Origin of the sequence: Bacteroides sp. AR20, assembly GCF_964250605.1 — a bacterium.
Taxonomy (GTDB): domain Bacteria; phylum Bacteroidota; class Bacteroidia; order Bacteroidales; family Bacteroidaceae; genus Bacteroides; species Bacteroides uniformis.
The window spans coordinates 99,849-125,545 of record NZ_CAXUGK010000001.1 but is presented as its reverse complement, the minus strand read 5'-3'; the positions used below and the strand labels follow the sequence as shown (position 1 = coordinate 125,545).

Below are 25,697 nucleotides of genomic sequence, written 5' to 3'. Positions count from 1 at the left end.
CTATTTGATACTACATGACGTTCAATACTTGTTCCTTGATTTGCTCCAATTCATCTTTCATCTGAACGACAATCTTCTGCATCTCCGCATGATTGGACTTACTGCCCAAGGTATTGATTTCGCGTCCCATCTCCTGGGCGATGAACCCTAACTTCTTGCCTTGTCCGGTTCCGGTTTCCAGCGTATTGATAAAATATTTCAGATGATTGCCAAGACGCTGTTTCTCTTCGTTCACATCCAGTTTTTCGATGTAGTAGATGAGTTCCTGCTCCAGACGGTTCTTGTCATAATCCACGCTCAAGGTCTTTTCCAGTGCATCGGTAATACGCTCCTTCACTTTGGCCACACGCTCTTTCTCGTAGGGAGCGATAGTCTCCAACAAATGGGAGATATTGGCGATCTTCTCACGGAACTTCTTTTCAAGGGCAGCTCCTTCCTGCTTACGGAAGTCCACCAGCGCACCGACAGCCTTTTCCACAGCCGAATAGACCACAGTCCATTCCTCCTCACTCAGTTCCTGCGTATCATTCTTCGTCATCACATCCGGCATACGGAGTAACGTGGCAAACCAGTCCGTCGCATCCGGCACAGGTATTCCTAGATTTTCTGATATAGCACAAATCTGCTTGTAATATCCCTCAACCAATGTCTGGTTGATGGGAGTGGCGCTTTCCGCACTCTCTTTCTTTTCTATCCAAAGGCTGAAATCCACCTTTCCGCGCTCCAGTTTCCGTGATATTTCATTACGGATTTCCATCTCCTTCTCACGATAAAGCGGAGCAATGCGGGCAGATAGGTCCATTGCCTTACTATTGAGCGACTTTATTTCAACGTTGATTTTCTTATCAGGCAGTTCGACGGTTGCTTTGCCGTAGCCTGTCATAGATTGTATCATAATGTTATAGTTTTGCGCAAAATTACACGATTATTTTAATTAGTGAAAATAATCACGTAAATTTGCCACAATAAAATCAAGAATAAAAGTTATGTCATGTATCTTGCATATTGAAACGTCCACTTCTGCCTGCTCCGTAGCCGTGAGCGAGGATGGACAGAACGTTTTCAAGAAAGAGGACCTGAATGGCCCTTCACACGCCGTTTCATTGGGAATCTTTGTGGACGAGGCGCTATCCTTTGCCGATAGCCATGCCATGCCGTTGGATGCAGTCGCCGTGAGCTGCGGCCCTGGTTCGTATACCGGGTTGCGTATCGGCGTGTCGATGGCAAAAGGTGTCTGCTATGGACGTAACCTGCCACTTATCGGGCTGGAAACCCTGAAAGTCCAGTGTGTACCGGTATTGCTCTACCACGATGAGTTACCCGACGACGCATTACTCTGCCCGATGATTGACGCCCGCCGTATGGAAGTCTATGCTGCCATCTACGACCGTGCCTTGAAATCGGTGCGCGACATTGCAGCCGATATTGTGGACGAAAACTCCTACCTGGAATTTTTAGAGCAACATCCCGTCTATTTCTTCGGTGACGGTGCAGCCAAATGCAAAGAGAAAATCACGCATCCCAATGCACACTTCATCGACGGCATCCGCCCGCTTGCCGGCATGATGTTCCCGTTGGCAGAAAAGGCAATAGCCGAACAAGATTTCAAGGATGTGGCCTATTTCGAACCCTTCTATTTGAAGGAATTCGTAGCCGGCACGCCAAAGAAACTTATTTAGGGTTTAGCGATTAGGGATTAGGGATGAATACCATGCGGTATCACTACGTAGCCCATTAATCACTAATCACTAACCACTAATCGCTAAACCCTAATCACTAATCGTTGAACATTAATCACTAATTAAAGATGCAATATAACACTCAACAAAAACGGATGCCCCTACCCGAATATGGTCGTAGCATCCAGAATATGGTAGACCACGCGCTGACAATCGAAGACCGTGCAGAACGCCAGCGTTGCGCAAACACAATCATCAACATCATGGGAAACATGTTTCCCCATCTGCGCGATGTGCCCGACTTCAAACATAAGCTATGGGACCACCTTGCCATCATGGCCAACTTCCAATTGGATATAGATTATCCGTACGAAATTATCCGCAAGGACAATCTGAATACCAAGCCGGAGAGCATCCCCTACCCCAGTACCAAAATCCGCTACCGCCACTATGGCCGTACACTGGAAGTACTGATAAAGAAAGCCATCGAATTTCCGGAAGGAGAAGAGAAGCAGAACTTGATAGCGCTCATTTGTAACCACATGAAGAAAGACTACATGGCATGGAACAAAGATACCGTCGATGACCGTAAGATTTCAGATGACCTCACCGAACTCTCTGACGGAAAACTGCAAATGACAGACAGTATCGTCCGTCTCATGGCCGAACGTATTGACCAGAACTACCGTCCGAAAGTGAACAACCAGAATAACCGGAACAACAACCGGAACAATAAACGGAAATACTAAAATTGAATGATTAGTGGTTAGTGATTAATGCCATGCGGCATCACCATGCAGACCACTAATCACCAACCCCTAATCACTAATTTCATGGCATCATTTGTAATCGAAGGAGGACACAGACTTTCCGGTGACATTTACCCCCAAGGAGCAAAAAACGAGGTGTTGCAAATTATCTGCGCCACATTGCTCACTGCCGAAGAGGTGACTGTGCACAATATCCCGGACATACTGGACGTCAACAACCTTATCCAATTGATGCGAGATATGGGAGTCAGCGTATCTAAAAAAGGCATTGACACTTACAGCTTTCAAGCTGCCAACATTGATTTCGCCTATCTGGAAAGTGACGCGTTCCTGAAAAAATGTTCCAGCCTGCGCGGTTCCGTCATGCTGGTGGGGCCGATGGTGGCACGTTTCGGCAAGGCCATGATTTCCAAGCCGGGCGGAGACAAGATAGGACGCCGCCGTCTGGATACACACTTTATCGGTATCCAGAATTTAGGAGCCGACTTTGTCTATAATGAGGAGCGTGGCATCTACGAAATCTCAGCCAAACAACTGCATGGCAGTTATATGCTACTCGACGAGGCATCTGTTACGGGAACTGCCAATATCGTAATGGCAGCCGTCCTTGCCAAAGGCAAGACCACCATCTACAACGCCGCCTGCGAACCCTACGTGCAGCAACTTTGCAGAATGCTGAACCGGATGGGAGCTAAGATAGAAGGCATCGCCTCCAACCTCCTGACTATCGAAGGAGTAGACGAGCTGCACGGAACCGAGCATACCATCCTCCCCGACATGATTGAAGTGGGCAGTTTCATTGGCATGGCAGCCATGACCCGTAGCGAACTGACCATCAAGAATGTCTCCTACGAGAACTTGGGAATTATCCCCGACAGTTTCCGTCGACTCGGCATCAAGATGGAGCAGTGGGAAGACGACATTTACGTGCCCGCACAAGAGACGTACCAGATAGAGTCCTTTATCGACGGCTCCATCATGACCATTGCCGACGCACCCTGGCCCGGACTGACACCAGACTTGCTCAGTGTGCTGCTGGTGGTTGCCACCCAGGCAAAAGGTAGTGTACTCATTCATCAGAAAATGTTCGAAAGCCGTTTGTTCTTTGTGGACAAGCTGATAGATATGGGAGCGCAAATTATCCTCTGCGACCCGCACCGCGCCGTTGTCATCGGTCACGACCACGGCTTTAAACTACGTGGCGGCAACATGACCTCGCCCGATATCCGTGCGGGCATCGCCCTGCTGATAGCTGCCATGAGTGCGGACGGCATCAGCCGCATCCACAACATAGAGCAGATAGACCGTGGGTATCAGAACATCGAAGGGCGACTGAATGCGCTCGGAGCAAGAATAACAAGAATAGAATAAGATGATAAAGAGAGAAGAAGTATATAAGATAGGTATATTCAACAAGCCCCACGGCATTCACGGAGAACTATCGTTCACTTTTACGGATGACATCTTCGACCGGGTGGAAGCCGAATACCTAATCTGCCTGCTGGATGGTATACTGGTGCCTTTCTTCTTGGAAGAATACCGTTTCCGCTCCGACACCACCGCCCTTGTCAAACTGGAAGGCGTGGACACAGCAGAACGCGCCCGCATGTTCACTAATATTGAGGTCTACTTCCCCGTAAAACATGCAGAAGAGGCAGGACCAGGTGAACTGAGTTGGGACTTCTTCGTCGGTTTTCGTATGGAGGAAGTACATCACGGCACGCTGGGAGAAGTGACGGACGTGGATACATCGACCATCAACACACTGTTTGTGGTAGATTATCAGGGAGAAGAACTGCTGGTGCCGGCACAAGAAGAGTTTATCATAGACATTGACCAGAAGCACAAGGTCATCACCGTAGACCTGCCGGAAGGTTTGATAGCTTTGGACGAAACAGAAGAGGTATGAAAAAGAAACGAAGAAAAGCATTTTGGAGTAACATCAAGTTCAAGTACAGACTGACGATTACGAACGAGAATACCCTTGAGGATATCATCACGTTGCGCGTATCCAAGCTGAACGGACTGTCCGTATTGCTCTCCGTGCTGTTCGTATTGTTTCTCATCGCCTCCCTGATCGTAGCCTTCACCCCGCTGCGCAACTACCTGCCGGGATATATGAACAGTGAAATCCGTGCCCAGGTAGTGGAGAATGCCTTGCGCGTAGATTCCCTCCAGCAACTGGTGAACAGACAGAACCTCTATATCATGAATATCCAGGACATCTTCCAGGGCAAGATAAAGGCAGATACCATACATTCCATCGACTCGTTGACCCACCTGCGCGAAGATTCGCTCATGGAACGTACACAACGGGAAGCCGAATTCCGCAAACAGTACGAGGAGACAGAAAAGTACAACCTGACGAGCATCACCGCTCGCCCCGAAATAGACGGACTGATTTTCTACCGCCCCACACGCGGCATGATTTCATCTCCCTTCAATGCCGAAACAAAACACTTCGGCACGGACATTGCCGCCAATCCGGGCGAAAGCGTATTGGCCACCTTAGACGGTACCGTCATACTGAGTACCTACACTGCCGAGACGGGTTATCTGATAGAAATACAGCACAACCAGGACTTCGTGTCAGTCTACAAGCATTGCGGCTCTCTGCTGAAACGGGAAGGCGATGCGGTGAAAGGGGGTGAAGCCATCGCACTGGTAGGAAACACCGGCGAGCTGTCCACCGGTCCCCACCTTCACTTCGAGCTGTGGCATAAGGGCAGGGCCGTAAATCCCGAGCTTTACATCGTATTTTAGTCTCCAAATAGTAAATTGTAAATAGCATAATAGTAAATGAAACAGATTGCCATACTCGGTTCTACCGGTTCCATCGGTACACAAGCGTTGCAGGTCATCGAAGAACATCCCGACCAGTACGAAGCATACGTATTGACCGCCAATAACCGCGTAGAGGAACTCATAGCCCAGGCACGCAGATTCAAGCCTGAGGCAGTGGTAATAGCCAACGAATCGAAATACACGCAACTGAAAGAAGCGCTTGCCGACCTACCTATCAAGGTATATGCCGGCGCAGATGCCCTCTGCCAGATTGTGACCGAAAATCCCATTGATATGGTATTGACCGCCATGGTGGGATATGCAGGGCTGAAGCCCACCATGAATGCCATCCGAGCCCGTAAGCCGATAGCCCTTGCCAACAAAGAGACGCTGGTGGTGGCGGGAGAGCTCATCAATGACCTGGCACGCTTCAGCGGTGTCCCCATCCTACCCGTCGACTCCGAGCACTCCGCCGTTTTCCAGTGCCTGGCCGGTGAGATAGGCAACCAAATAGAAAAAGTGATACTGACTGCCTCCGGAGGTCCGTTCCGCACCTGCACTATGGAGCAACTAACAACCGTCACCAAAGCGCAAGCACTGAAACACCCCAACTGGGACATGGGCGCCAAAATCACGATAGACTCTGCTTCCATGATGAACAAAGGGTTCGAGGTAATCGAAGCCAAATGGCTGTTCGGTGTACGTCCCGACCAGATAGAAGTCGTGGTACACCCGCAATCCGTCATCCACTCCATGGTACAGTTTGAGGACGGTGCCGTGAAAGCACAACTGGGAATGCCGGACATGCGCCTGCCCATCCAATATGCCTTCTCCTATCCCGACAGGTTGAAAGCCTCTTTCCCGCGCCTGGACTTCAAGCTGTGTACGGAACTGACGTTCGAGCAACCGGACACCACCCGTTTCCGTAACCTCGCCCTGGCCTACGAAGCGCTGCATCATGCAGGCAATATGCCTTGCATTGTCAATGCCGCCAATGAAGTGGTGGTAGCCGCCTTCCTGCAGGACAAAATTTCGTTCCTTGGCATGAGTGAAGTAATAGAAAAGACCATGTCGCGTGTATCCTACTTACAGAAGCCCACCTATGAAGACTATGTGGCTACAGATGCCGAAGCCCGGCGGATAGCAGAAGAGCTGATTTGATAGATACACCGGAATGAAAAGAATTATAAAAAACATCTACTCATTTGATACGTTAAATAAGAAAACGTACCTTTGCGAAAATTATAAAAATCGTAAAACAGCAAATAATTAGATGGAAACATTCTTGATTCGTGCCCTGCAACTCATTATGAGCCTCTCGTTGCTCGTTATTGTTCATGAGGGGGGGCACTTCCTTTTTGCGCGTCTGTTCAAGACGCGGGTAGAAAAGTTCTGCTTATTCTTTGACCCTTGGTTCACATTATTCAAGTTCAAGCCCAAACACAGTGACACGGAATATGGTATCGGGTGGCTACCCTTAGGTGGTTATGTAAAAATAGCAGGTATGATAGACGAATCTATGGATACCGAACAGATGAAGCAACCCATGCAGCCATGGGAGTTCCGTGCCAAGCCGGCATGGCAGCGCCTGCTAATTATGGTAGGCGGTGTATTGTTCAACTTCCTGCTCGCATTGTTCATCTATTCCATGATACTTTTTACTTGGGGCGACGAATATATACCAGTACAAAAAGCCCCATTGGGTATGGATTTTAACGAAACAGCCAAAGCCATAGGCTTCCGCGACGGCGATATCCTAATATCTGCCGACGGGGTACCGTTCGAACGCTATGATGGCGACCTGCTGACCAGTATTGTCGATGCTCGCCAGGTAAGCGTATTGCGTGATGGGGAAGCTGCTTCAGTCTACATCCCCGAAGACATGATGAACCGCTTGCTGGCAGACAGCGTGCGTTTCGCCAGTTTCCGTTTCCCTTATGTAGTCGACAGCCTGATTGTAGGATACCCTGCCGCTTCCGCCGGTCTGCAAGTAGGTGACAGCATCACCCACTTGGATGGAAAGTCAATAGCCTACTACGACTTCAAAGAAGAGATGCTGAAGCGCAAGAAAGCCAATGCATCCCATGAGGTAACCTTGACATACGTCCGTAACGGTGTGACAGACACCTTGAGCATGATGACCAATGCCGACTATGAAATAGGCGTAGCAGCACGTACGGCAACCGACAAACTGCTGCCCGTTGTCCGCAAGGAATACAGTTTTCTTTCCTCTTTCCCTGCCGGCGTATCTTTGGGGGTAAAGACTCTGAAAGGCTACGTAGGCCAGATGAAATATCTCTTCTCCAAGGAAGGAGCCAAGCAACTCGGAGGTTTCGGAACCATCGGCAGTATTTTCCCCGCCACGTGGGACTGGCACCAGTTCTGGTACATGACGGCATTCCTCTCCATCATCCTTGCCTTTATGAATATTCTGCCCATCCCCGCACTGGACGGCGGACACGTGTTATTCCTCATTTACGAAATCATTGCACGCCGCAAGCCCAGCGACAAGTTTATGGAACGTGCACAGATGGTGGGCATGTTCCTCTTGTTCGGTTTGCTGATTTGGGCAAACTTCAACGATATACTGAGGTATTTCTTTTAAAGAACAAGACATAAAAAAACGCATCATCCATTCGCAGTAGAACGGATGATGCATTTACATCAAACAGATGATGTGTTCGGGGCAAGCAGACGATGCGTTTGAGCCAAACACATCATCTGTTTTTTCTGTGTCTTATACCAAATGGCCGATCCACTCTTCTCTATCGCCCGGAAGCAGGTCTATTACCGGAACTTCAACCATTGTATAGCAACCCGGCTGCTGACGCATAGCGGCACGCGCCACACATACCAGCACTTGTGCCGTGAGGGCAGGATTGTTAATACGCATGTTGAACTCAAATAGCTGGTTCTGCGTCTTGCCGGACACACCCTTACGGGTCAAGTTTACCCCATGCCCCATATCGAGCAGTGCATCCACACTCGGAACCAATTTTACATGTGTTTCGTCATTCACGAAGTACGGGTCGGCTTTGATGGCTGCAGCCACCTTATCAAATTCGTAACCATCCTTCAACTCAATGTACACCATACGACGGTGAATGCCGGTTCCTGTAGGAATAGTCATGGAAAGAGCGGCTTTCACACCTTCGATGGCCTTTACAGCCACGGTGTGTCCCATGCTCATACCCGGACCAAAATTAGTATAGGTAATGCCTTTCGGAGCAATGGCTTCCAGCATAGTGCGGACAATGGAGTCACTACCCGGATCCCAGCCGGCAGAAATGATGGATACCGTATTATGCTTTTTAGCCTCTGCATCCAGTGTGCGGCGCAAGGCAGTGATACCCGTATGGATATCGAAACTGTCCACAGTATGAATGCCTAAAGCAAGGATCTCCTTTGCATACTCTTCCACCTTGCGGGTAGGCGTACAAAGGATAGCAACATCCACGTCTTTCAGTTCCTTGATATTCTTCACAACGGGATATGCACTCAGTTCCGCAGGACAGTTTTCAGCTCCGGCACGGCGTACTACACCGGCAATTTCGAAATCGGGAGCTGCTTGCAGGGCTTCGAGCACATAATGCCCGATATTACCATAGCCAACGATGGCCGCTCTTACTTTTTTCATTCTTTTTATGAATTTATTTATCAGTTTTCTACTTTATCGGCGCAAAAGTAAGCATTTTAATTTATTATATCGGCAGAACTCCCTGCTGTTTCACACAGTTTTTCTTTTTTTAGTGAGTGAAAGTCCAATAATAATTCATACATTCGCAGATGATATGTATGCAAGGCGCATTTTGGGCCGACAAGTAAAAGAATTATGATAGAATACATCAGAGGCGGAATTGCCGAACTAAGTCCGGCAACCGCAATAATAGACTGCAACGGATTGGGATACGGCGTCAATATTTCATTGAACACGTATGCCGCCATCCAGGGCAAGAAAGAATGCAAACTATATATATACGAAGCTATCCGTGAAGACGCCTATGTCCTCTACGGATTCGCCGACAAGCAGGAACGCGAACTATTCCTGCTGCTCATCTCCGTTTCAGGCATCGGCGGAAATACAGCCCGCATGATTCTCTCGGCGCTCTCGCCATCCGAACTGATAAATGTCATCAGCACGGAAAATGCCACTCTACTGAAAACAGTTAAGGGTATCGGGCTGAAAACAGCCCAACGGATAATTGTGGATTTAAAAGACAAAATCAAGACCGGCAGCGTTGTAGCCGGCAACGCAGGGAGCATAGGTACACTGGTATCGGCAGCCAACGCACAAGTACAAGAAGAAGCCGTAGCCGCCCTTACCATGCTGGGCTTTGCACAAGCCCCCTCACAAAAAGTAGTGCTTGCCATTTTGAAGGAAGAACCAAGTGCACCGGTGGAACAAGTCATCAAATTGGCATTAAAAAGACTATAATCTTTATCTAAAACAAATCATGACAACAATCAACATGCAATATTGGTTGGGGGCCAATGAACGCACCCGCGTACTGCCAACAGACAAATGGTACCTCGACTTCGCCACAAGCATCCTGCCCCTCGTCAAAGCCTCTCCTCTGTTCAACAAGGAAGACCTGCGTACCCAAATTGACGCAGCCATCTCCCTCGGCATGTACTTTCAAGATGCCATTGCCCAAAGCGGAGGCTGGAAACTTTTCTCCGAAGCCTTTCAAGGAGTATACGGAACTTACCTGCCGTTCTATCCACTGGGTGACGATTATACGCCCGATGAAATAAATCAGGAAGACATTGCATTCGTACTGTGGACATTGAAATCACAATTCAGTATTTTTGACAAGGAATACACCTTGTTCAGTCCTTATGACAAAGACCTGCTTGCATTAAGCCAAAGCGCCTATGAACTGATGGATGCACGTTTCGAAGAAGCTCCCATCAGCGAGGGAGAATCTTCCTTCCTTTGGGTAATGGGACTTGATTTACTGGATATGCCCATTACTCCGCTGCCGGAAGTCACTCCGGAAACCAAACTGAGTAAAGATGCCGCCCGCTGTCTGGAATACAGCCAGGGGAAACCGCTGCTATACTTCACCGATTACAAGGAGCTTTGCACTTTCTTTGTCGATGTCTTGGGATGGGAAAACAAACGGTCCGCACTATTGCCCGACCTGGAATACCAAAAAGAGTTCGTGATTTATGCCAACGCCAAAGGTATGCTCGTAGCCCACAACGTGGCCGCCTATTTCTGTGAAGAACATAACCCGATGTACGATGCCAAACGCGCTGCTGCAGAGGGTTACAAGATGTTCTGCCAACCCGGAGAGTGTCCGTTCGACCTGCTGAAATACGGAATGACCAAAGGAATTCTACCCGATGTGGAACTTCCCTTCCTGAAAGGAAAAGAAACACTGCATCAATATTGGGACTTTATAGCCCGCTACTACTTATGTGAATATTATGAAGGCGAGTAACCATTCCGGCATAAAGCCCAAACGAAGCAACAAGGCCAAGCCAACCGGAAAACGGATTGGTAAATCCAAACCTTCGAAAGCGAATAATCAGCTTAACAGAAGGGTGAAATAATGGAAAATGGATAATGGAAAAACAAACAGTGCAGCGTATTTATTGAAACCGCATGGCAATTTTCCATTATCCATTATCAATTTTCAATTTTCAAAGTTCCACAATCTCTTCCTTACACAACGTCAGTTTCTCCACTCCTTCCGCTGTTACAACCCAAGAGTTTTCGATACCAACGGGACCAATGCCCGGCAAAACAATTTTCGGCTCCAATGCAAAGACCATACCCGGCTCCAACTCCTGCTTCATACGCGGAGCCAATACCGGCATTTCATTGATTTCCAAACCGATGCCATGACCGATAAACTTGGCCTTTTGAGTGGCTCCCATAAAGTTGTCGGCAAAGCCTGCTTTGGTGACAATATCGATAGCGAGATTGTAAAGGTCCTCACAAACAGCACCCGGTTTCGCTTTTTCTACAACAGCCTCTTGTATGTCCAGGCAAACTTGATGGGCAACATATGCCTTTTCCGGCAGCTTTCCGATAGAGAATACACGGCTCATGTCTCCCATATAGCCATAGAAGTTACCCCCCATATCAACCATAAAGCTCTGACCGGGCTGCAACAGTGCACCGTTCACACTGATAGGCAGTGACGGGTCAAGTCCCTCGCCTCCCAGAGCAAAATCATAGGGGGCAGGCGCAGTGGCATTGTCTCCTGCCAGCAGACTTCCCATAAAAATCTCCATACTTTGTCCGAAGGTACGAAAAATACCCAGACAACCTTCCAGACGCATCAGGCGCTCTATTTCGATGGATAACTGGCGGTCTGTCATTCCTGGTCTATAAACCGAGGGTATTTGTTCGTAAGCTTTAGCATGTGCAATGCCGGAACGACGGAACATCTCAATCTCTATTTCAGTCTTGACACTTCGGGCCTTCCGGATAAGTGCCGTACCACAAGGAAGCACCTCCGTTTCAGGGAAACACGCAGCCAAACGGTTATATTCCGTAAAAGACAACTCATCCCCCTCCAGCATCAACCTCGCAGGTATGGGCAAACCACATTCCTTTAGTAAGTCAGGCAGTTGTTCCGGTTTACGGATAGGATGAATATGTTCCCCTTCAATATTGTTAGGACGTTTGATGAATAAACGGGCGGGAGCATTCAACGGCAGATACAAGTAACCGCTGACGACACGTCCGTACGTATAGATTAAGTTTACATTGCAAGCGATAAGAGCGGCATCAATCTCTTGTTGAGCCATGAGAGAGCGTATTTTATCACGTCTCAGTTTCAATTCAGGTAGTAACATTTATATATTTATGATTTATAGATTTATGATTTCATTGCATACGACAGCTTTTAAAGTATTACCCGCATCTTTTACGAAGCGCAAAGATACAATTATCGCCTCATAAATCATAAATCATAAATGATAAATCATAAATCTATAAATCATAAAAAAAGTACTGCCCCATACCTTCACAGGCGTAGGGCAGCACAAACCACAAATACAAATACAACTAAACAAAGTTTCTCTCTTAGATAATTCCCTGACCCATCATGGCATGAGCCACCTTCATGAAGCCGGCGATATTCGCTCCCTTCACGTAGTTGATGTAGCCATCAGGTTCTGTCCCATATTTTACGCATTGAGCATGAATTCCGTGCATGATGGCGTGGAGTTTTTCATCCACTTCGGCTGCACTCCAGCTGAGGTGCATGGCGTTCTGCGACATTTCCAGTCCGCTGGTAGCCACACCACCTGCATTGACAGCCTTACCCGGTGCATACATAATCTTGTTGTCAATGAAAAGGTCGATAGCTTCGGGCGTACATCCCATATTGGAGATTTCGCCTACACATGTCACCTTGTTGTCAATGAGGTGTTGTGCATCTTCGCCGTTCAGCTCGTTCTGGGTAGCGCAAGGCAGAGCGATGTCCGCTTTCACTTCCCACGGGCGTTTGCCTGCCACGAAAGTAGAGCCGGGGAATTCGTCGGCATACGGTGCTACGATATCGTTGCCCGATGACCGGAGTTCCAGCATATAATCTATCTTTTCGCCACTGATACCGTTCGGGTCGTAAATGTAACCGTCGGGACCGGAGATGGTAACCACCTTGGCACCCAATTCGGTAGCCTTGGTAGCAGCACCCCAAGCCACATTTCCAAAACCGGAGATAGCCACGGTCTTGCCCTTGATGTCAATGCCTTTTGTCTGTAACATTTGGTTTACGAAATACAAGCCACCAAATCCTGTTGCTTCAGGACGAATCAGCGAACCGCCAAATTCCAATCCTTTACCGGTAAATGTGCCCGTAAATTCGCGAGTCAACTTCTTATACATACCGAACATATAGCCCACTTCGCGACCGCCTACACCGATATCACCGGCAGGAACATCCATATCCGGACCGAGGTGACGCCACAATTCCAGCATGAAGGCCTGACAGAAACGCATGATTTCAGCATCGCTCTTTCCGCGCGGAGAGAAGTCGGAACCACCCTTACCACCGCCCATAGGCAATGTAGTCAAAGCATTCTTGAAAGTCTGCTCAAATCCCAGGAATTTGAGGATAGAAAGATTTACGGAAGCATGGAAACGAATACCGCCTTTGTACGGGCCAATGGCATTGTTGAACTGCACACGATAGCCGAGGTTCGTCTGAACTTCACCCTTATCATCCACCCACGTTACACGGAAAGTAAAGATACGGTCAGGTTCAACCAGACGTTCTATAATTTTCACTTTCTCGAACTCGGGATGTTGGTTATAGATATCTTCGATGGAAAGAAGAACTTCCTTTACGGCTTGAAGATACTCAGACTCGCCGGGGTGCTTTGCCTCTAAAGAGGTCATGATACGTTCGATATTCATAATATTACGTTTTAAAGGTTATTACCTTGTTGACTTTACGCTATTCAAACAAAATGTCAATGAATAACACCGCAAATATAAGAAAACTTTTCAAAACAGCTAAATTTTACGGTTATATTTTGATTAAAGAATGATAAAATGTCAAATCCCCGGCATTCTCTATTCATACCTAAATGGTCTATTCTTTTCCTATTCTGTCAACAATTCGCCATAACGGCATAAATATAGAAAAATTATAATAAAGCAAATAAGAAATGACGAATAATTTACGAAAAAAGACACAATCCTCACGGACTATGCCTTTCCAATTGCTAACTTTAATTCTTAAATGCTTGTATTAAATCCGCAACATAATAATTACTATGTACGGACAAGCTTCATAATTTCTTCAATCCTTTTACCTCTTCTTTTGTTGCTTCTCGAACACTGATAGCCACCCCTCCACTACTTGCCAAAGGTTGACGCAGCACACTCTTTGACGTTACTATGCCACGACGGATGTCATAGCTCTGCGGATTATCTTTCCAGTCTGCATCCCGACCATCTGCATAAACGGTAACAATATATTTCCTTCCTTCGGGTAAGAAAGAGAAAGGAATAGTTGCCGTACGAGGATGTTCGTCGGTAATAGCACCTACATACCACTCTTGTTTTCCTTTGGCTTGACGAGCCACTGTGATATAATCACCCGGTTCGGCTTCCAAATACCAAGAATTGCTCCAATCCACCGCTACATCCTTAATAAATTGAAACGCATCGGGAAAACGGCGATAATTATCCGGCAGGTCTGCTGCCATCTGTAACGGAGAGGGCATCGTTACATATAGAGCCAATTGTTTTACCAATGTAGTACCCGCCTGACCTTTAGGTTTCGAACTATTATAATACGAAAGTTTTGTCTGGAAAATACCAGGAGTGTAATCCATCGGACCACCCTTCAACCGAGTAAACGGCAAGATACAAGTATGATCCGGATCATTGCCCCCCATAGATTCAAACTCACCACCACGGGCAGATTCTTGCGCTACCCAGTTGGGCCAGGTCCGACACAAGCCGGTGGGACGAACAGCCTCGTGACTATCTACCATAATCTTATAATCAGCAGCACGCTTCACCACATGTATATAATGATTGTTCATCCATTGTGAGGAATGATATTCACTACGGGGAATGATTGAGCCCACATATCCTGTCTTTACAGAATTATAGCCATTATCTACCATAAATTGAAAGGCTACATCCAGCTGCCGCTCATAATCGGCAGCATTAGCAGCCGTCTCATGATGCATGATAATCTTTACCCCCTTTGATTTGGCATAGGCATGTAGTACCGCAACATCAAAGTCCGGATAAGGTTTGTCAAAAAGGAACTGACGATCCTTACGATAGGATACCCAATCTTCCCAACCTTCATTCCAACCCTCAACCAATACCGCATCAATACCATTCTCCGCCGCAAAGTCTATGTACTCTTTCACATGTTCAGTATTGGCCGGATGATGTCCATTAGGAGTTAACTTTGAATAGTCGGTTATGCCGGGTTTAGCCTTATAATAGTCGCTATATGCCCATGTACCTCCTCCACCAGTAAACATCTCCCACCAGACACCGATAAATTTCTGTGGCTTAATCCAAGAAGTATCTTCCAGCTTACAAGGTTCATTCAGATTAAGAATCAACTGAGAAGCAAGGATGCTACGTGCATCGTCACTAACCATAATTGTACGCCACGGGGTATGCAACGGTAATTGCAGATATCCTTTCTTTCCTAATTTATCGGGAGTAAGATGAGCAGAAAAGTTAAACTCTTTATCATCCACATTCAGCAACATGGCAGAATAATCTACCAAGGCAGCTTCATGAATATTGATATAAAGTCCTTCGGTAGTCTTTATCATAAGGGGTGTTTGTACTGTGAATGAAGTCGCTTTAGCTTCATATCCTTTTTTACGTAGATTACGTTCCATAGCTTCGCGCACTTCGGAAATGGCCGCAGTAGTATAGGCAAACTCATTCGTATCATAATCACCGGGAATGCAATAGAGTGTATGATTACCGGTCAGATTGAATTCCGTCAGTTCGTCTTTTACCGTCAGATAATTCATGTTTTTTTGCTCCGGCAACTCATAACGGAATCCGAGTCCATCGTCAAACAATCGAAAACGTACAATCATCGTACGGTCGTACTTTGCCGGTTGTGAGAGAGTGACAGTAAGTTCATTGTAATGGTTACGGACTTTTTCATACTCTCCCCATACAGGCATCCAAGTTTCATCAAAAGTAGAATTTGTTGCATCAAGAATCCGGAAGCCATTTGACAAATCCGCTTCTTCCATAAGTATTCCCAAGGCAGAAGGTTCTACAACCGGCTCTCCTTTGTAATATAAGCTATAGACCGGCCCCCCCTCGGAATCAAGCACAACATTGAGTTTCAGATTCCCATTGGGAGATAACAATTCGTGTGCCATCGCCACACAAGCAATTCCCAGAAATACAACTGTTAATAATACATGTTTCATATACATCCGTTATTGTTGATATATAAAATATTGATAAGGCTCCATCGTCATTACTGTAGGCAACTCCACATCCACACCGGCAATCACATCGGTCATGGTCTTGCCAGCATGCTCCATAGGTACTTTCACTTGTACAGACTCATTGGCGGTATTCACCATGACCAACATGCCATGACTGCCTGCTGCCCGATAAAATGAAGCGACATCTCCGGTAGTATAAACTTCCAGTTCACCACCACGTACACTGCTCGTAGCTTTATAGGCTCTGATGATTTCTGCCATCTCTTGCGCAAAGACTTCATTGGACTTCAAGTCTATAACTCCGTAATTGAAAAAGTTAAGTGACCGCGGATAGGCTACTTCCTGCGAACTATAAATAAGAGGTATCCCCTCGAGCATAGTCGTTAATACAAAAGCAGACATGGCACCACGCTCACCGCCATAACATTCTATCGGTGATGCCTCACTTGCCTGGTCATGATTAGTAGAATAGCGTAACCGTAACGTACCCTTCGGCATTCCCTCCAATTCGGAAGTATTCATAGCATAAAGGTCAGTAAGTGAGCATTTACCGGCATAATAGTCTTTCAGTTTACTATGGAAGTTCCAGCCGTAGAGCAGATTGAAACCATTGTTCATTAAAGACGTTTTTCCGCCTTCGGCAAGCATCAGCAAATTATTGTCAAGTGTACGGAGCTCGGCGATTGCTTTCTTCCAGAAAGCATCTGGTACCCCCTCGGCATAATCACAACGGTATCCATCAATACCAATTTCTGTTACCCAATACTTCATGGCATCAATCATGGCTTGCTGCATGGTTTCGTTGTCAAAATTCAAGTCAGCAACATCCGCCCAAGGCTGTTCTTGAGGTTGTACCACATTGCCATTTGCATCCTGTGTATACCAATCCGGATGCTCAGTCACCCAAGCATTGTCCCACGAAGTATGGTTGGCAACCCAGTCAAGAATCACTTTCATTCCTTTGGCATGGGCAGCATCTACCAGTTCTTTCAAGTCTTTTTTTGTTCCGTAACGTGTATTCAGCTTTTTATAATCCTTTATACAATAAGGTGAATTCACACTTTTCAGTACTCCCGGCTCATTTACAGGCATCAGCCAAAGCACGGTAGTCCCCAGGCTTTGAATACGGTCAAGCTCTGCTTTGATGGCAGAGAACGCATTTTCTTCGGCAAAAATGCGGGGATTTGCCTCATAAATCACCATATCCGAAGCCATGTATTCTTCCTGTGGGACGGGAATCGGTTCCATGTCACTCTGACTATCACTACACCCCATACAAGAATGTAGCATCGTAAAGAGCAGTGTCGCAATTATTACTTTTTTCATATTTCTACTTTTTATCTATACTTATACTCATTGGCGGAACTGATATCTGCAAAAGGAGCATCCAAACTCTCCAGTAATGGGCATTGGCAGAAAAGATACTAAGCCTTAATACTAAAAATCCCGGAAGCCAATACTAAAAAACAAAAGAGCTAAGAGATAACTTCTTCCCAAGGCTTGGTTTTTCTATCCCAAGACTTGGGATAGAAAAACCAAGCCTTGGGACATATATCCGCAAGATTGAAAAGAGATATCCTATCCCCAATCTCATTCCACCAATAGGTCATTTAACATCTTCATTACTATACAAAACTCATTTCAAGAAATTATTCTGATTAGGAACAAAAGCCGCTTCAGATTCCGGTTCAGAGTCTCCGTCCGGATTGTTAGGGTCAATCTCCTCACCAGCTATGTCCGTAATACGGAAATAATAATCTCGATCAAGCGTCACTGCTGCGAGGTCAAATTGTGAGCCTCCATTGTTATTATTCATTATCAGATTGTAAGTCAATCCCTTATTTGCTTCACCTGTATCGTAATAATTATACGTGACACCTTTTATCTCAACACTACCGGTTGGTAATATTCCTGGCCAACTGCCAAAGAGTTCCGGTATATCATTTCCCCACGCATATATGGTTGTTTCTGCCCATCCGGACTGGTCTTCAATAAAAATGGTATAACCATCATGGATGACCACTGCATCCGGATCTATTTCCGTCCAACCGCTTTCTGTGATTTCCAAATATATGTCACGGTCAAGAGTAAAGTTCTGTGGTCCATCAAATTGTGAACCTACTCCATTATCGTTAAATATCAAATTGTAAACCAATCCCTTATTTGCTTCACCTGTATCGAAGTATTTATAGGTAATTCCTTTTATCTCAACGCTACCAGTAGGTGAAATACCGGGCCAACCTCCAAAAAGTTCCGGCAAATCATTTCCCCACGCATAAAGTGTCAGTGCATCCCAACCTGTATTGTCCATCACGAACACAGCATAACCGTCGTGGGTCACTTCACTTGGGTCTTCCGGCTCCTCAAAATAAGCATTCCAGCGGGTTACCGTTATATCAGTGCGAGTACCTACCTTAGCCGAAATTTGATGTAAAGCATCCCCATTCTGCAAAGTACGCTCTATACCTTGTGTCTTAGAAACGAAATAAAAGCCATCGGCAAGTGTCTTTCCATTAACAAAATCTTCCGGATAGAGGTATATGCCCCATTTAACATCATTGTTTGCAGCTTTCTCCATCTGCCACTTAAGGTCTCCGGAAGCAGCATCCTGACCTCCATTGAAATCGCCTGCAATATAAATTATTTCATCGGCACCAGTTCCTTGGGGCATAATCACCTCCAGCAAGATAGCATCGCTACGAAGTTCAAATTGCGGCAACTCATGGTCAAACACAATTTCCTCCTTGTCACAACTACTGATGAAAGCTACAAAAAGCAACAAAAGCCATAGCGGATTACATATATATTTTTTCATTGTTACTATTATTATAGGATGATTAATAATTAGGATTCTGTACCAGTCCCGGATTTACCATAAGGGCAGACTGGGGCAAGGGATACCACTCGTATTTGCGGTCACGTTTAGCCGGATAGCTTAAACCGTCGTCCGTGGCACGGCCAAAGAACCACCATTGCCCTTGCGTAAACTTATCGAAACGACGCAAGTCTGTACGACGACGACGCCCCTCTCCCAAGAATTCAAGTCCCCATTCACTCAACATCCAATCCATATCAAAGGATGTAAAACCAGGACCGGGCTGTTCGAGAGCCGATTTATCTGTAAAATAGCGTGTTTTAACTCTATATACCAGCTCTTTAGCACCTTCTGTATCACCTGCACGCATTTTACATTCAGCAAGAGTATAGACCACTTCACTCAAACGGAATTCCACCTCATCGATGTTTTGGAAATCAATGCCTGCACTCTCCGGATAAACCGGATATCTTACCAAACGGACACCTGAATTCGTTTCACCCCAGCGAGGTGACATGACAGTCTCCAGATTACGTCCTAAATTAAGGAATGTACCCACTTGATCCACATAAACCAAATCCTGACCGTCACGGTCGGCATCTGCTTTCAAAGCCGCACCCTTACCATAGTTGGCTTTAATAGCCCCTTTCAAAAAAATGCCTTGATAGTTTCCTGTTGTTTCATTATACACATAGTTCTGCTTACGGATATCTTTATCGTGGAAACGTTCATAAACTGCTCCTAACTTATCACCGTAGTCGGTAAGAAAGCTCTTAGGATTGTCAGTACCACCATACGGCTGTACATTTCCAGAATTATCCCATGAAGGTGCCAAGCATACACAATTCCATCCGCTCTGGCTGTATGTACCTCCAAAGTAATCCCAACAATTGTAAGGCATGAAAGGCATGTTACGCATCCAACCGGTATTGACCTGACCGACTTCCATCGCCAATGCCATTACAACTTCCGGACATTCTACATTGTTTATCGAATAAATATCACGATAGTCATCGGTAATGCTGTAAGTACCATAATCGCCATTCAGAATTTTTTGGCAAAGAGTGGCACACTCATTATAACTGTTTTGTTTGATAAACACCTCAGAATTCAGCAACAAGCGCATCTTAATCATACGATTGGCAGCTTGGTTCATGCGGTTGCGAGTCTTTCCAGAACCATCTTCTTTCATAAGATCTGTAACTGACTCATCTAATTCCTGACTGATAAAATCGTAGATAATCTTGCACCCCTTATCAAAATCAGTATCTGCAGAACCAGGGATTTCCGCACCCGAAGAAATGTTCAAGGGAAGTGCTCCACCCCAAATCTCAAAGATATTGTAGTATGCCCAAGCACGCAGGGTACGTACTTCGGCAATATAACTATTCAAAGCATCCTCAGTCATGCGTATAGATGCGGGGCTGATTGCCTGCAAATCTGTAATAAGCGTATTGCAAAGCCCAATAGTGGTCCACGCATTCTCCCAAGTTTGGCGAATAATGGTTGATTCTGACGTCCAGGTATGTGAAGACAAAGCAAACTTCAATGCCTCATCCCATCCCCAAAGTCCACCGTTCCAACTGCGCCATGCCACCTGGTCGGCAGAAAACTCCTGCAAATACCAGAAGTATTCCAAATAACTATATGCAGCTTTCGAATAGATGGCTGCCACTGCCCCCTGAACACTCGTCTCATCTTGATAATAAATTCCGGCATCCACACGATCGAACACTTCCTCGTCCAAATTAGTACAAGAGAAAAGTGAACATGACATAATCATCGCCAATAACCAACGACATTTTATATATTTCATATCTTTCATATTTTTAATAATTTGTTTCTCATTTATTTGAAGCGAAGAGTCACACCTAAACTCAATTGAGTTGCTGTAGGATAAGCACTATTACTATCTACTCCCGGCTGGATACCATTCACGTCTATAATTGAAGGGTCATTACCAGAATATCCGGTCAAGGTAAACAGATTCTTGGCAGACAGATATATGCGCATATTATCCAGTAACTTACGGTTCTTAGGAGTAAAATTATATCCCAAGGTTACATTTTCCAGTTTTATGAAGCTACCATCCTCCAGGAAATAGGAAGATATTACTCCACCACCGGTACGGATATTCTTATCTTCCAGATACGCAGAGCGAAGAACATTATCTGTACCACATCCCTGAAGCCCCATACCATATTTACGCATATTGAATACATCAAAACCGAATGTACCGCGGAAGAATACACTCAAATCAAAATTTCTCCAAGTCAGGTTGTTACTCCAAGACAAGAAGTGCTTGGGAGCACCATTGCCAATATAACGTTTATACTTGGCATCAGCCTGAGAAATCGGTATTTGCTCATCTTTATCATTCAAAATAAGCATATTGCCATTTTCGTCAACACCTGCATATTCATAACCGTAGAACTGCCCTATCTCTCCCCCTTCCTGCACACGGAAGAAATATTCGCTGGAGCCAGTACCCGGTTTTAAGTAAAGGTCGAGATAAGATGCCTTGTAAATATCGTTAGAAAGTTTGGTCAACTTAGTCTTCCCATAAGAATAATTGATTCCGCTCGTCCACTTCACTGCTGTTTTAGTAAGGATGTCACCATCCAAAGATACTTCTATACCGGTATTTTTCGTTGTTCCAACGTTAACCAAAATAGTGGAATAGACAAAAGGCGGTTGAGGTGCCGTGTACGTATAAAGCAAGTCTTTAGAACTACGGTCAAAATACTCCACTGAACCACGTAAACGATTCCATAGAACAAAATCAACACCCAGATTAATCGCAACGCTCTTTTCCCAAGCCAAATCCGGATTAGCATTACTAGAGGGAGCATAGCCCGTTACCCAACGCCCGTCAAAGAGATAACTACCATTGGTATTGTAAGTAGAAAGTGATTTATAAGCATCAAAATCCGAACGACCGGTAATTCCGAAAGAAACACGCGGTTTCAAACTGGTCAACACTTTCCGGGTATTCTTCATAAAGCCCATCTCCATCATTTCCCAAGCCAAAGAAGCTGCTGGGAAGTACCCCCACTTTTGGTTAGCACCAAATTTGGAAGAGCCTTCATAGCGCAACGAAGCCGATGCAAAAAGCATATCCTTCCAATTATAGTTCAACCGACCAAAGAAGCCAATAAGTGTCGATTCAGAGCGACCGCTATATAAACTTGCCAAACCATCCTTCAGATAAGAGCCACTGCCCAAATCCCAATATTTCGTATTATCAAAAGAGAAGTCGTTGTTACTACCACCAATCTGTTCCCAGATAGACTTCTCATAAGTATAGCCCACTACAGCCTTAATATTGTGGTCGCCCAAGTTCAGTGCATAATTTCCCAACCACTCCAATCGATTGGTGTACCATTTCTGATACTTCATTTCCGCACGTCCTTTATAACCATTCCAATAGGACTCCGAACCGGCAGACGAAGCATAATATTGTTGCTTCATGTCATTGTAATGCAATGAGTAACTTAATGTTGTATTCAACAAATGCTTTTCTGTCTGCAAAATATTCAGTTTAGCCTCAGCCGTACCCAACAAATACATACGCTGGCCGTTGTTATCTCTCAAAGCAAGCTCCGCAACCGGATTGGTTGCACCCGTAGGAGAAGTAGGCTGATAATACGAACCGTCTGCATTATATACCGGCATTGTAGGATTCATTGTGAGTGCCCTATCGAAGAAACCATCATTTCCCCAGGTTTCATTTACACGACGTGCACTCAACGAACCGTTGAATTGTAAGCGATTCTCCAGTACACGCTGTTCCATAGAAAAACGACCTCCAAATTCTTCACGACCACTCACGATGTCAAGTCCATTGGCACTTTTGTAATTGAAGGAAGCACCATAGAAACCATTCTTTGTGCTACCATCAATAGATATATATTGGTTTGTGTCGTATGCTACATCACGAGTAATCAGTCCATACCAGTCAGTGTCGGCTCCATAGTCTGTACCTCGTCTCGAACGACGGAATTCATCAGCCGACAGAATATCCGGAGAGGGCTTGGCTACATTAAAAGCGATGTAACTGTCATATGTGACTACCGTTTTTCCAGCTTCACCCGAGCCACGTTTCGTTGTAACTAAAATCACACCATTAGCACCTCGCGTTCCGTAAATAGCAGCTGAACCCGCATCTTTCAATACCGTAATAGATTCAATATCCTGTGCAGCGATGTTACGGATATCGCCACCTGCCACACCATCTATGACAATCAAAGGACTATTACTTGCAGAAACAGATGTTGCACCACGTACTTGTAATGAAGAACTGGAGTTAGGATTGGCAGCTGCCTGCGTATTGACATTCAAGCCCGCGACTTTTCCCGATACCATTTCCATCGGGTTATTCATAGCCCCCAAATTAAAATTTTTCTTATCCACTTGTACAATGGAACTGGAAACTTCTTTTTTACTCAATGAACCGTAACCCACTACTACAACTTCTTCCAACACCTGCTGGTCATCATGCAAGACAACATCAATCTTGTTTCTACCGGATACGTTCAGTTCCTGCGTTTGGTAACCTACATAAGAAAAAATAAGTATTGCATCAGGATTGACATTCAATAACACATAGTTACCGTCAATGTCAGTTATCACCCCCGAAGTTGTACCCTTTACCAATACACTTGCACCGATAAGACCTTCACCCGTTGCATCGGTCACCTTTCCTTGTACCTGAAGTTGTTGCGCAACAGCAACACCAGTCATCATAAGAAAACCCAGTAAAAGGATCATGCGCTTTTTAAGGCATCTCTTTAGACTTTTCTTTTTCATCTTATTAGAAATTAGTTAAACAATAAATAGATTGATGCAAATGTATTATCAAAACAAACGCACGATTTGGGCTGAGATAAAAATCTAAAGTCCTGCAACAGGCAATCAACTATAATACAACGCATTACGAAAATGCTATTGCTACTAATTTCTAAATCATTTCTAGACTTTTTAAGGCAGAAGAAAGCCTCAAAAGGAGGATAAAATCAAAAAGAAGTTATTTTCATCACTCGTTCTTCAAAGTCCTCTTTACAAAGAGACTTGTTTTTTAGCTTGGAACGATAAGTATAGATGGTAGTTATGGAATAACGCAAAAATTCTGCAATACGCGCACTGTCTGTAATACCTAAACGAATCAGTGCAAATATGCGCAGTTCGGTAACAAGCAATTCTTCATTTTTAGGATGCAATTGTTCTTCAACTGGCAACAAACGATTAAATTCTTCTACAAAGTTAGGGAATATCTTAAGAAAAGATACATCGAAATTGTGATAGAACTCTTTCAACTCTTGATTTATGAAACGGTCGGACTTCAATGTACGATATAACTCCTCAAGTTTACCGGCAGCAGCCTGCTTGTTCAATATGCGGCGATATTCTTCCATCTTACTTATATAAGAGGAACTTAAACTGAGGAAACGTCCCAAATACTCTTCCTTAATATGATTGGCTTCCGTAAGAGTCTGATTAGTATGCAATAATCGTTCATTAGCCTCATGTTGAGACTTGTTCAGCTTCTTCAATTCACTATTCAATATACTCAATTGGGAATTGGCAGCAACAACTTTTTTACGGGCATAAGACAATTTTTTCATTTGCCATAGCACACACAGTACTGTCAATAGAAGGAAAACAGAAAGGATACATATGCCTGTAATAAACATTCTCTGCCGCTGTTGCTGTATTTCCTTTTCTTGCTGATAAGCACGATCTATGAGCGGAAGCATCTTGGAATTCTGCGAACTACGCAACCGAGTAGTATAATAATTAGCATCTTCCATACTAATCTTGATATAGTGATTAGCACGTTCCAAATCGCCCATTCCATAAAGTAATTCCGCTAATGCGCACAAAGAATAATTTTCTTTCACCACTGCCCTAATGTCAGCAATGGCACTGCTAATACGTGCTTCCATTTCTTTTTGCTTGTTCCCCACGACATGATAAGCAAAAGCCAGAATTGAAGTAGCTACTGCATACTCACGCGTATTGGATTTCAACCGAGGTAAAAAATTCTTCAATAAACATATAGCCTCCTGACTTTTTCCCTGGTCAATGAGCTGAGGTGCATGCACGACTACATATCTATAAGTATCTTCCGGTACTAGGCTGATTATAGAATCCCTATACAAATTTGCTATCCGAAGATAATTGTTCACGTAGTTCCGATCAGTGGCGTACTCTGCCTGATAGAGATATAGGTTTTCAAAACATACATAATAGTCCACTATATTTTCACCCTCCAACGTGTTACGAGGAAGCGATTTCAGCAATTCCATTGCTTCAACAAAAAGGCCCGAAGTATTTAGAATATGTACTTTATTTAATATAGAACTATTTATCCATTGCCTATTATTTAGCCGTGTGGCAATAAGAATATTTTCATTTATATAATGTAATGCAGAATCACTAATATAAGAATTATATTCGGCAAAAAGACGATTTTGTATCAGATAACGCTCCATGTCAGTAAGCCTCCCTTGCTTCAACTCATCCTTTATCAAAGAAATATACCGTTCTTTTTCTTCCTCGTATTGTCTACGCATTACGATAGTCTTATCCAGAACAGACAAAAGGCTATCTATTGCAGATGCATACATACCAAGCGAACATGGCAACAGCATTATTATTAAAATCAAGATACGCATCATAGGTTAACATTGTGACATAACTTCGCAAAGTTACAATTTTCTTCTGTTA

At 44.9% G+C, this 25,697-nt stretch carries 19 protein-coding genes; 9 read left to right on the top strand and 10 right to left on the bottom strand.

The window, feature by feature from the left end; genetic code table 11:
* Window positions 1-10 precede the first annotated feature (10 nt).
* Window positions 11-895 carry a YicC/YloC family endoribonuclease gene (locus ACESTD_RS00490; RefSeq protein WP_098031951.1) on the bottom strand — a complete coding sequence of 295 codons (885 nt, stop codon included), beginning with the start codon at window positions 893-895 and terminating at the stop codon, window positions 11-13.
* 91 nt (window positions 896-986) lie between these two features.
* Between ACESTD_RS00490 and tsaB the strand changes: the two genes are divergently transcribed.
* From tsaB to rseP, 7 genes are all read left to right on the top strand, one after another.
* Window positions 987-1,679, top strand: a complete 693-nt coding sequence (tsaB, locus tag ACESTD_RS00485) for a tRNA (adenosine(37)-N6)-threonylcarbamoyltransferase complex dimerization subunit type 1 TsaB (RefSeq protein ID WP_005833019.1) — start codon at window positions 987-989, stop codon at window positions 1,677-1,679.
* Between the two features lie 128 nt (window positions 1,680-1,807).
* On the top strand, window positions 1,808-2,428 hold the full coding sequence (locus tag ACESTD_RS00480) for a DUF4290 domain-containing protein (protein ID WP_005826977.1): 621 nt from the start codon (window positions 1,808-1,810) through the stop codon (window positions 2,426-2,428).
* Between the two features lie 84 nt (window positions 2,429-2,512).
* The gene (gene murA, locus ACESTD_RS00475; protein WP_005833020.1) at window positions 2,513-3,820 is read left to right on the top strand and encodes a UDP-N-acetylglucosamine 1-carboxyvinyltransferase; all 1,308 of its coding nucleotides are present in this window, start codon (window positions 2,513-2,515) and stop codon (window positions 3,818-3,820) included.
* A gap of 1 nt (window position 3,821) precedes the next feature.
* Window positions 3,822-4,358, top strand: coding sequence for a ribosome maturation factor RimM (rimM, locus tag ACESTD_RS00470; protein ID WP_005826980.1), 537 nt, complete (start codon window positions 3,822-3,824; stop codon window positions 4,356-4,358).
* Window positions 4,355-5,212 carry a M23 family metallopeptidase gene (locus ACESTD_RS00465; protein WP_005826982.1) on the top strand — a complete coding sequence of 286 codons (858 nt, stop codon included), beginning with the start codon at window positions 4,355-4,357 and terminating at the stop codon, window positions 5,210-5,212. The genes rimM and ACESTD_RS00465 overlap by 4 nt, the downstream gene beginning before the upstream one ends.
* A 36-nt stretch (window positions 5,213-5,248) precedes the next feature.
* Complete coding sequence (locus ACESTD_RS00460) at window positions 5,249-6,394, top strand: 1-deoxy-D-xylulose-5-phosphate reductoisomerase (protein WP_055288339.1); 1,146 nt, start codon at window positions 5,249-5,251, stop codon at window positions 6,392-6,394.
* Between the two features lie 112 nt (window positions 6,395-6,506).
* The gene (gene rseP, locus ACESTD_RS00455; protein ID WP_005826988.1) at window positions 6,507-7,838 is read left to right on the top strand and encodes an RIP metalloprotease RseP; all 1,332 of its coding nucleotides are present in this window, start codon (window positions 6,507-6,509) and stop codon (window positions 7,836-7,838) included.
* A 132-nt stretch (window positions 7,839-7,970) separates the two neighbouring features.
* On the opposite strand, the gene ACESTD_RS00450 is transcribed toward rseP, so the two are convergent.
* Window positions 7,971-8,870 carry a diaminopimelate dehydrogenase gene (locus ACESTD_RS00450; RefSeq protein WP_044467617.1) on the bottom strand — a complete coding sequence of 300 codons (900 nt, stop codon included), beginning with the start codon at window positions 8,868-8,870 and terminating at the stop codon, window positions 7,971-7,973.
* A 195-nt stretch (window positions 8,871-9,065) separates the two neighbouring features.
* On the opposite strand from ACESTD_RS00450, the gene ruvA reads away from it, so the two are divergent.
* Both ruvA and ACESTD_RS00440 read left to right on the top strand, forming a co-directional pair.
* Window positions 9,066-9,668 (top strand): Holliday junction branch migration protein RuvA, encoded by a 603-nt coding sequence (gene ruvA, locus ACESTD_RS00445; protein ID WP_373158580.1) that lies wholly within the window; start codon window positions 9,066-9,068, stop codon window positions 9,666-9,668.
* Window positions 9,669-9,687: 19 nt separating this feature from the next.
* Window positions 9,688-10,680: a DUF3843 family protein gene (locus ACESTD_RS00440; RefSeq protein ID WP_195288400.1), complete on the top strand. Its 993-nt coding sequence runs from the start codon at window positions 9,688-9,690 to the stop codon at window positions 10,678-10,680.
* A gap of 202 nt (window positions 10,681-10,882) precedes the next feature.
* Here ACESTD_RS00440 and ACESTD_RS00435 read toward each other — a convergent pair whose 3' ends face one another.
* From ACESTD_RS00435 to ACESTD_RS00400, 8 genes are all read right to left on the bottom strand, one after another.
* Complete coding sequence (locus ACESTD_RS00435; RefSeq protein ID WP_005827001.1) at window positions 10,883-12,046, bottom strand: Xaa-Pro peptidase family protein; 1,164 nt, start codon at window positions 12,044-12,046, stop codon at window positions 10,883-10,885.
* A 229-nt stretch (window positions 12,047-12,275) separates the two neighbouring features.
* On the bottom strand, window positions 12,276-13,613 hold the full coding sequence (gene gdhA / locus ACESTD_RS00430) for an NADP-specific glutamate dehydrogenase (protein ID WP_151853179.1): 1,338 nt from the start codon (window positions 13,611-13,613) through the stop codon (window positions 12,276-12,278).
* A gap of 377 nt (window positions 13,614-13,990) precedes the next feature.
* Entirely contained in the window at window positions 13,991-16,138 is a 2,148-nt protein-coding gene (locus ACESTD_RS00425; RefSeq protein WP_034522743.1) for a glycoside hydrolase family 97 protein, read from the bottom strand.
* Between the two features lie 3 nt (window positions 16,139-16,141).
* Window positions 16,142-17,479 (bottom strand): alpha-amylase family glycosyl hydrolase, encoded by a 1,338-nt coding sequence (locus tag ACESTD_RS00420; RefSeq protein WP_008665154.1) that lies wholly within the window; start codon window positions 17,477-17,479, stop codon window positions 16,142-16,144.
* A 310-nt stretch (window positions 17,480-17,789) separates the two neighbouring features.
* A complete protein-coding gene (locus ACESTD_RS00415; protein WP_131225382.1) occupies window positions 17,790-18,968 on the bottom strand; it encodes a hypothetical protein in 1,179 nt (392 codons plus the stop codon).
* 22 nt (window positions 18,969-18,990) lie between these two features.
* The gene (locus ACESTD_RS00410; protein ID WP_005833034.1) at window positions 18,991-20,784 is read right to left on the bottom strand and encodes a RagB/SusD family nutrient uptake outer membrane protein; all 1,794 of its coding nucleotides are present in this window, start codon (window positions 20,782-20,784) and stop codon (window positions 18,991-18,993) included.
* Window positions 20,785-20,816: 32 nt separating this feature from the next.
* Window positions 20,817-23,777 carry a SusC/RagA family TonB-linked outer membrane protein gene (locus ACESTD_RS00405; protein ID WP_005827017.1) on the bottom strand — a complete coding sequence of 987 codons (2,961 nt, stop codon included), beginning with the start codon at window positions 23,775-23,777 and terminating at the stop codon, window positions 20,817-20,819.
* A gap of 206 nt (window positions 23,778-23,983) precedes the next feature.
* On the bottom strand, window positions 23,984-25,648 hold the full coding sequence (locus ACESTD_RS00400; RefSeq protein WP_005827019.1) for a DUF6377 domain-containing protein: 1,665 nt from the start codon (window positions 25,646-25,648) through the stop codon (window positions 23,984-23,986).
* Window positions 25,649-25,697: the final 49 nt, after the last annotated feature.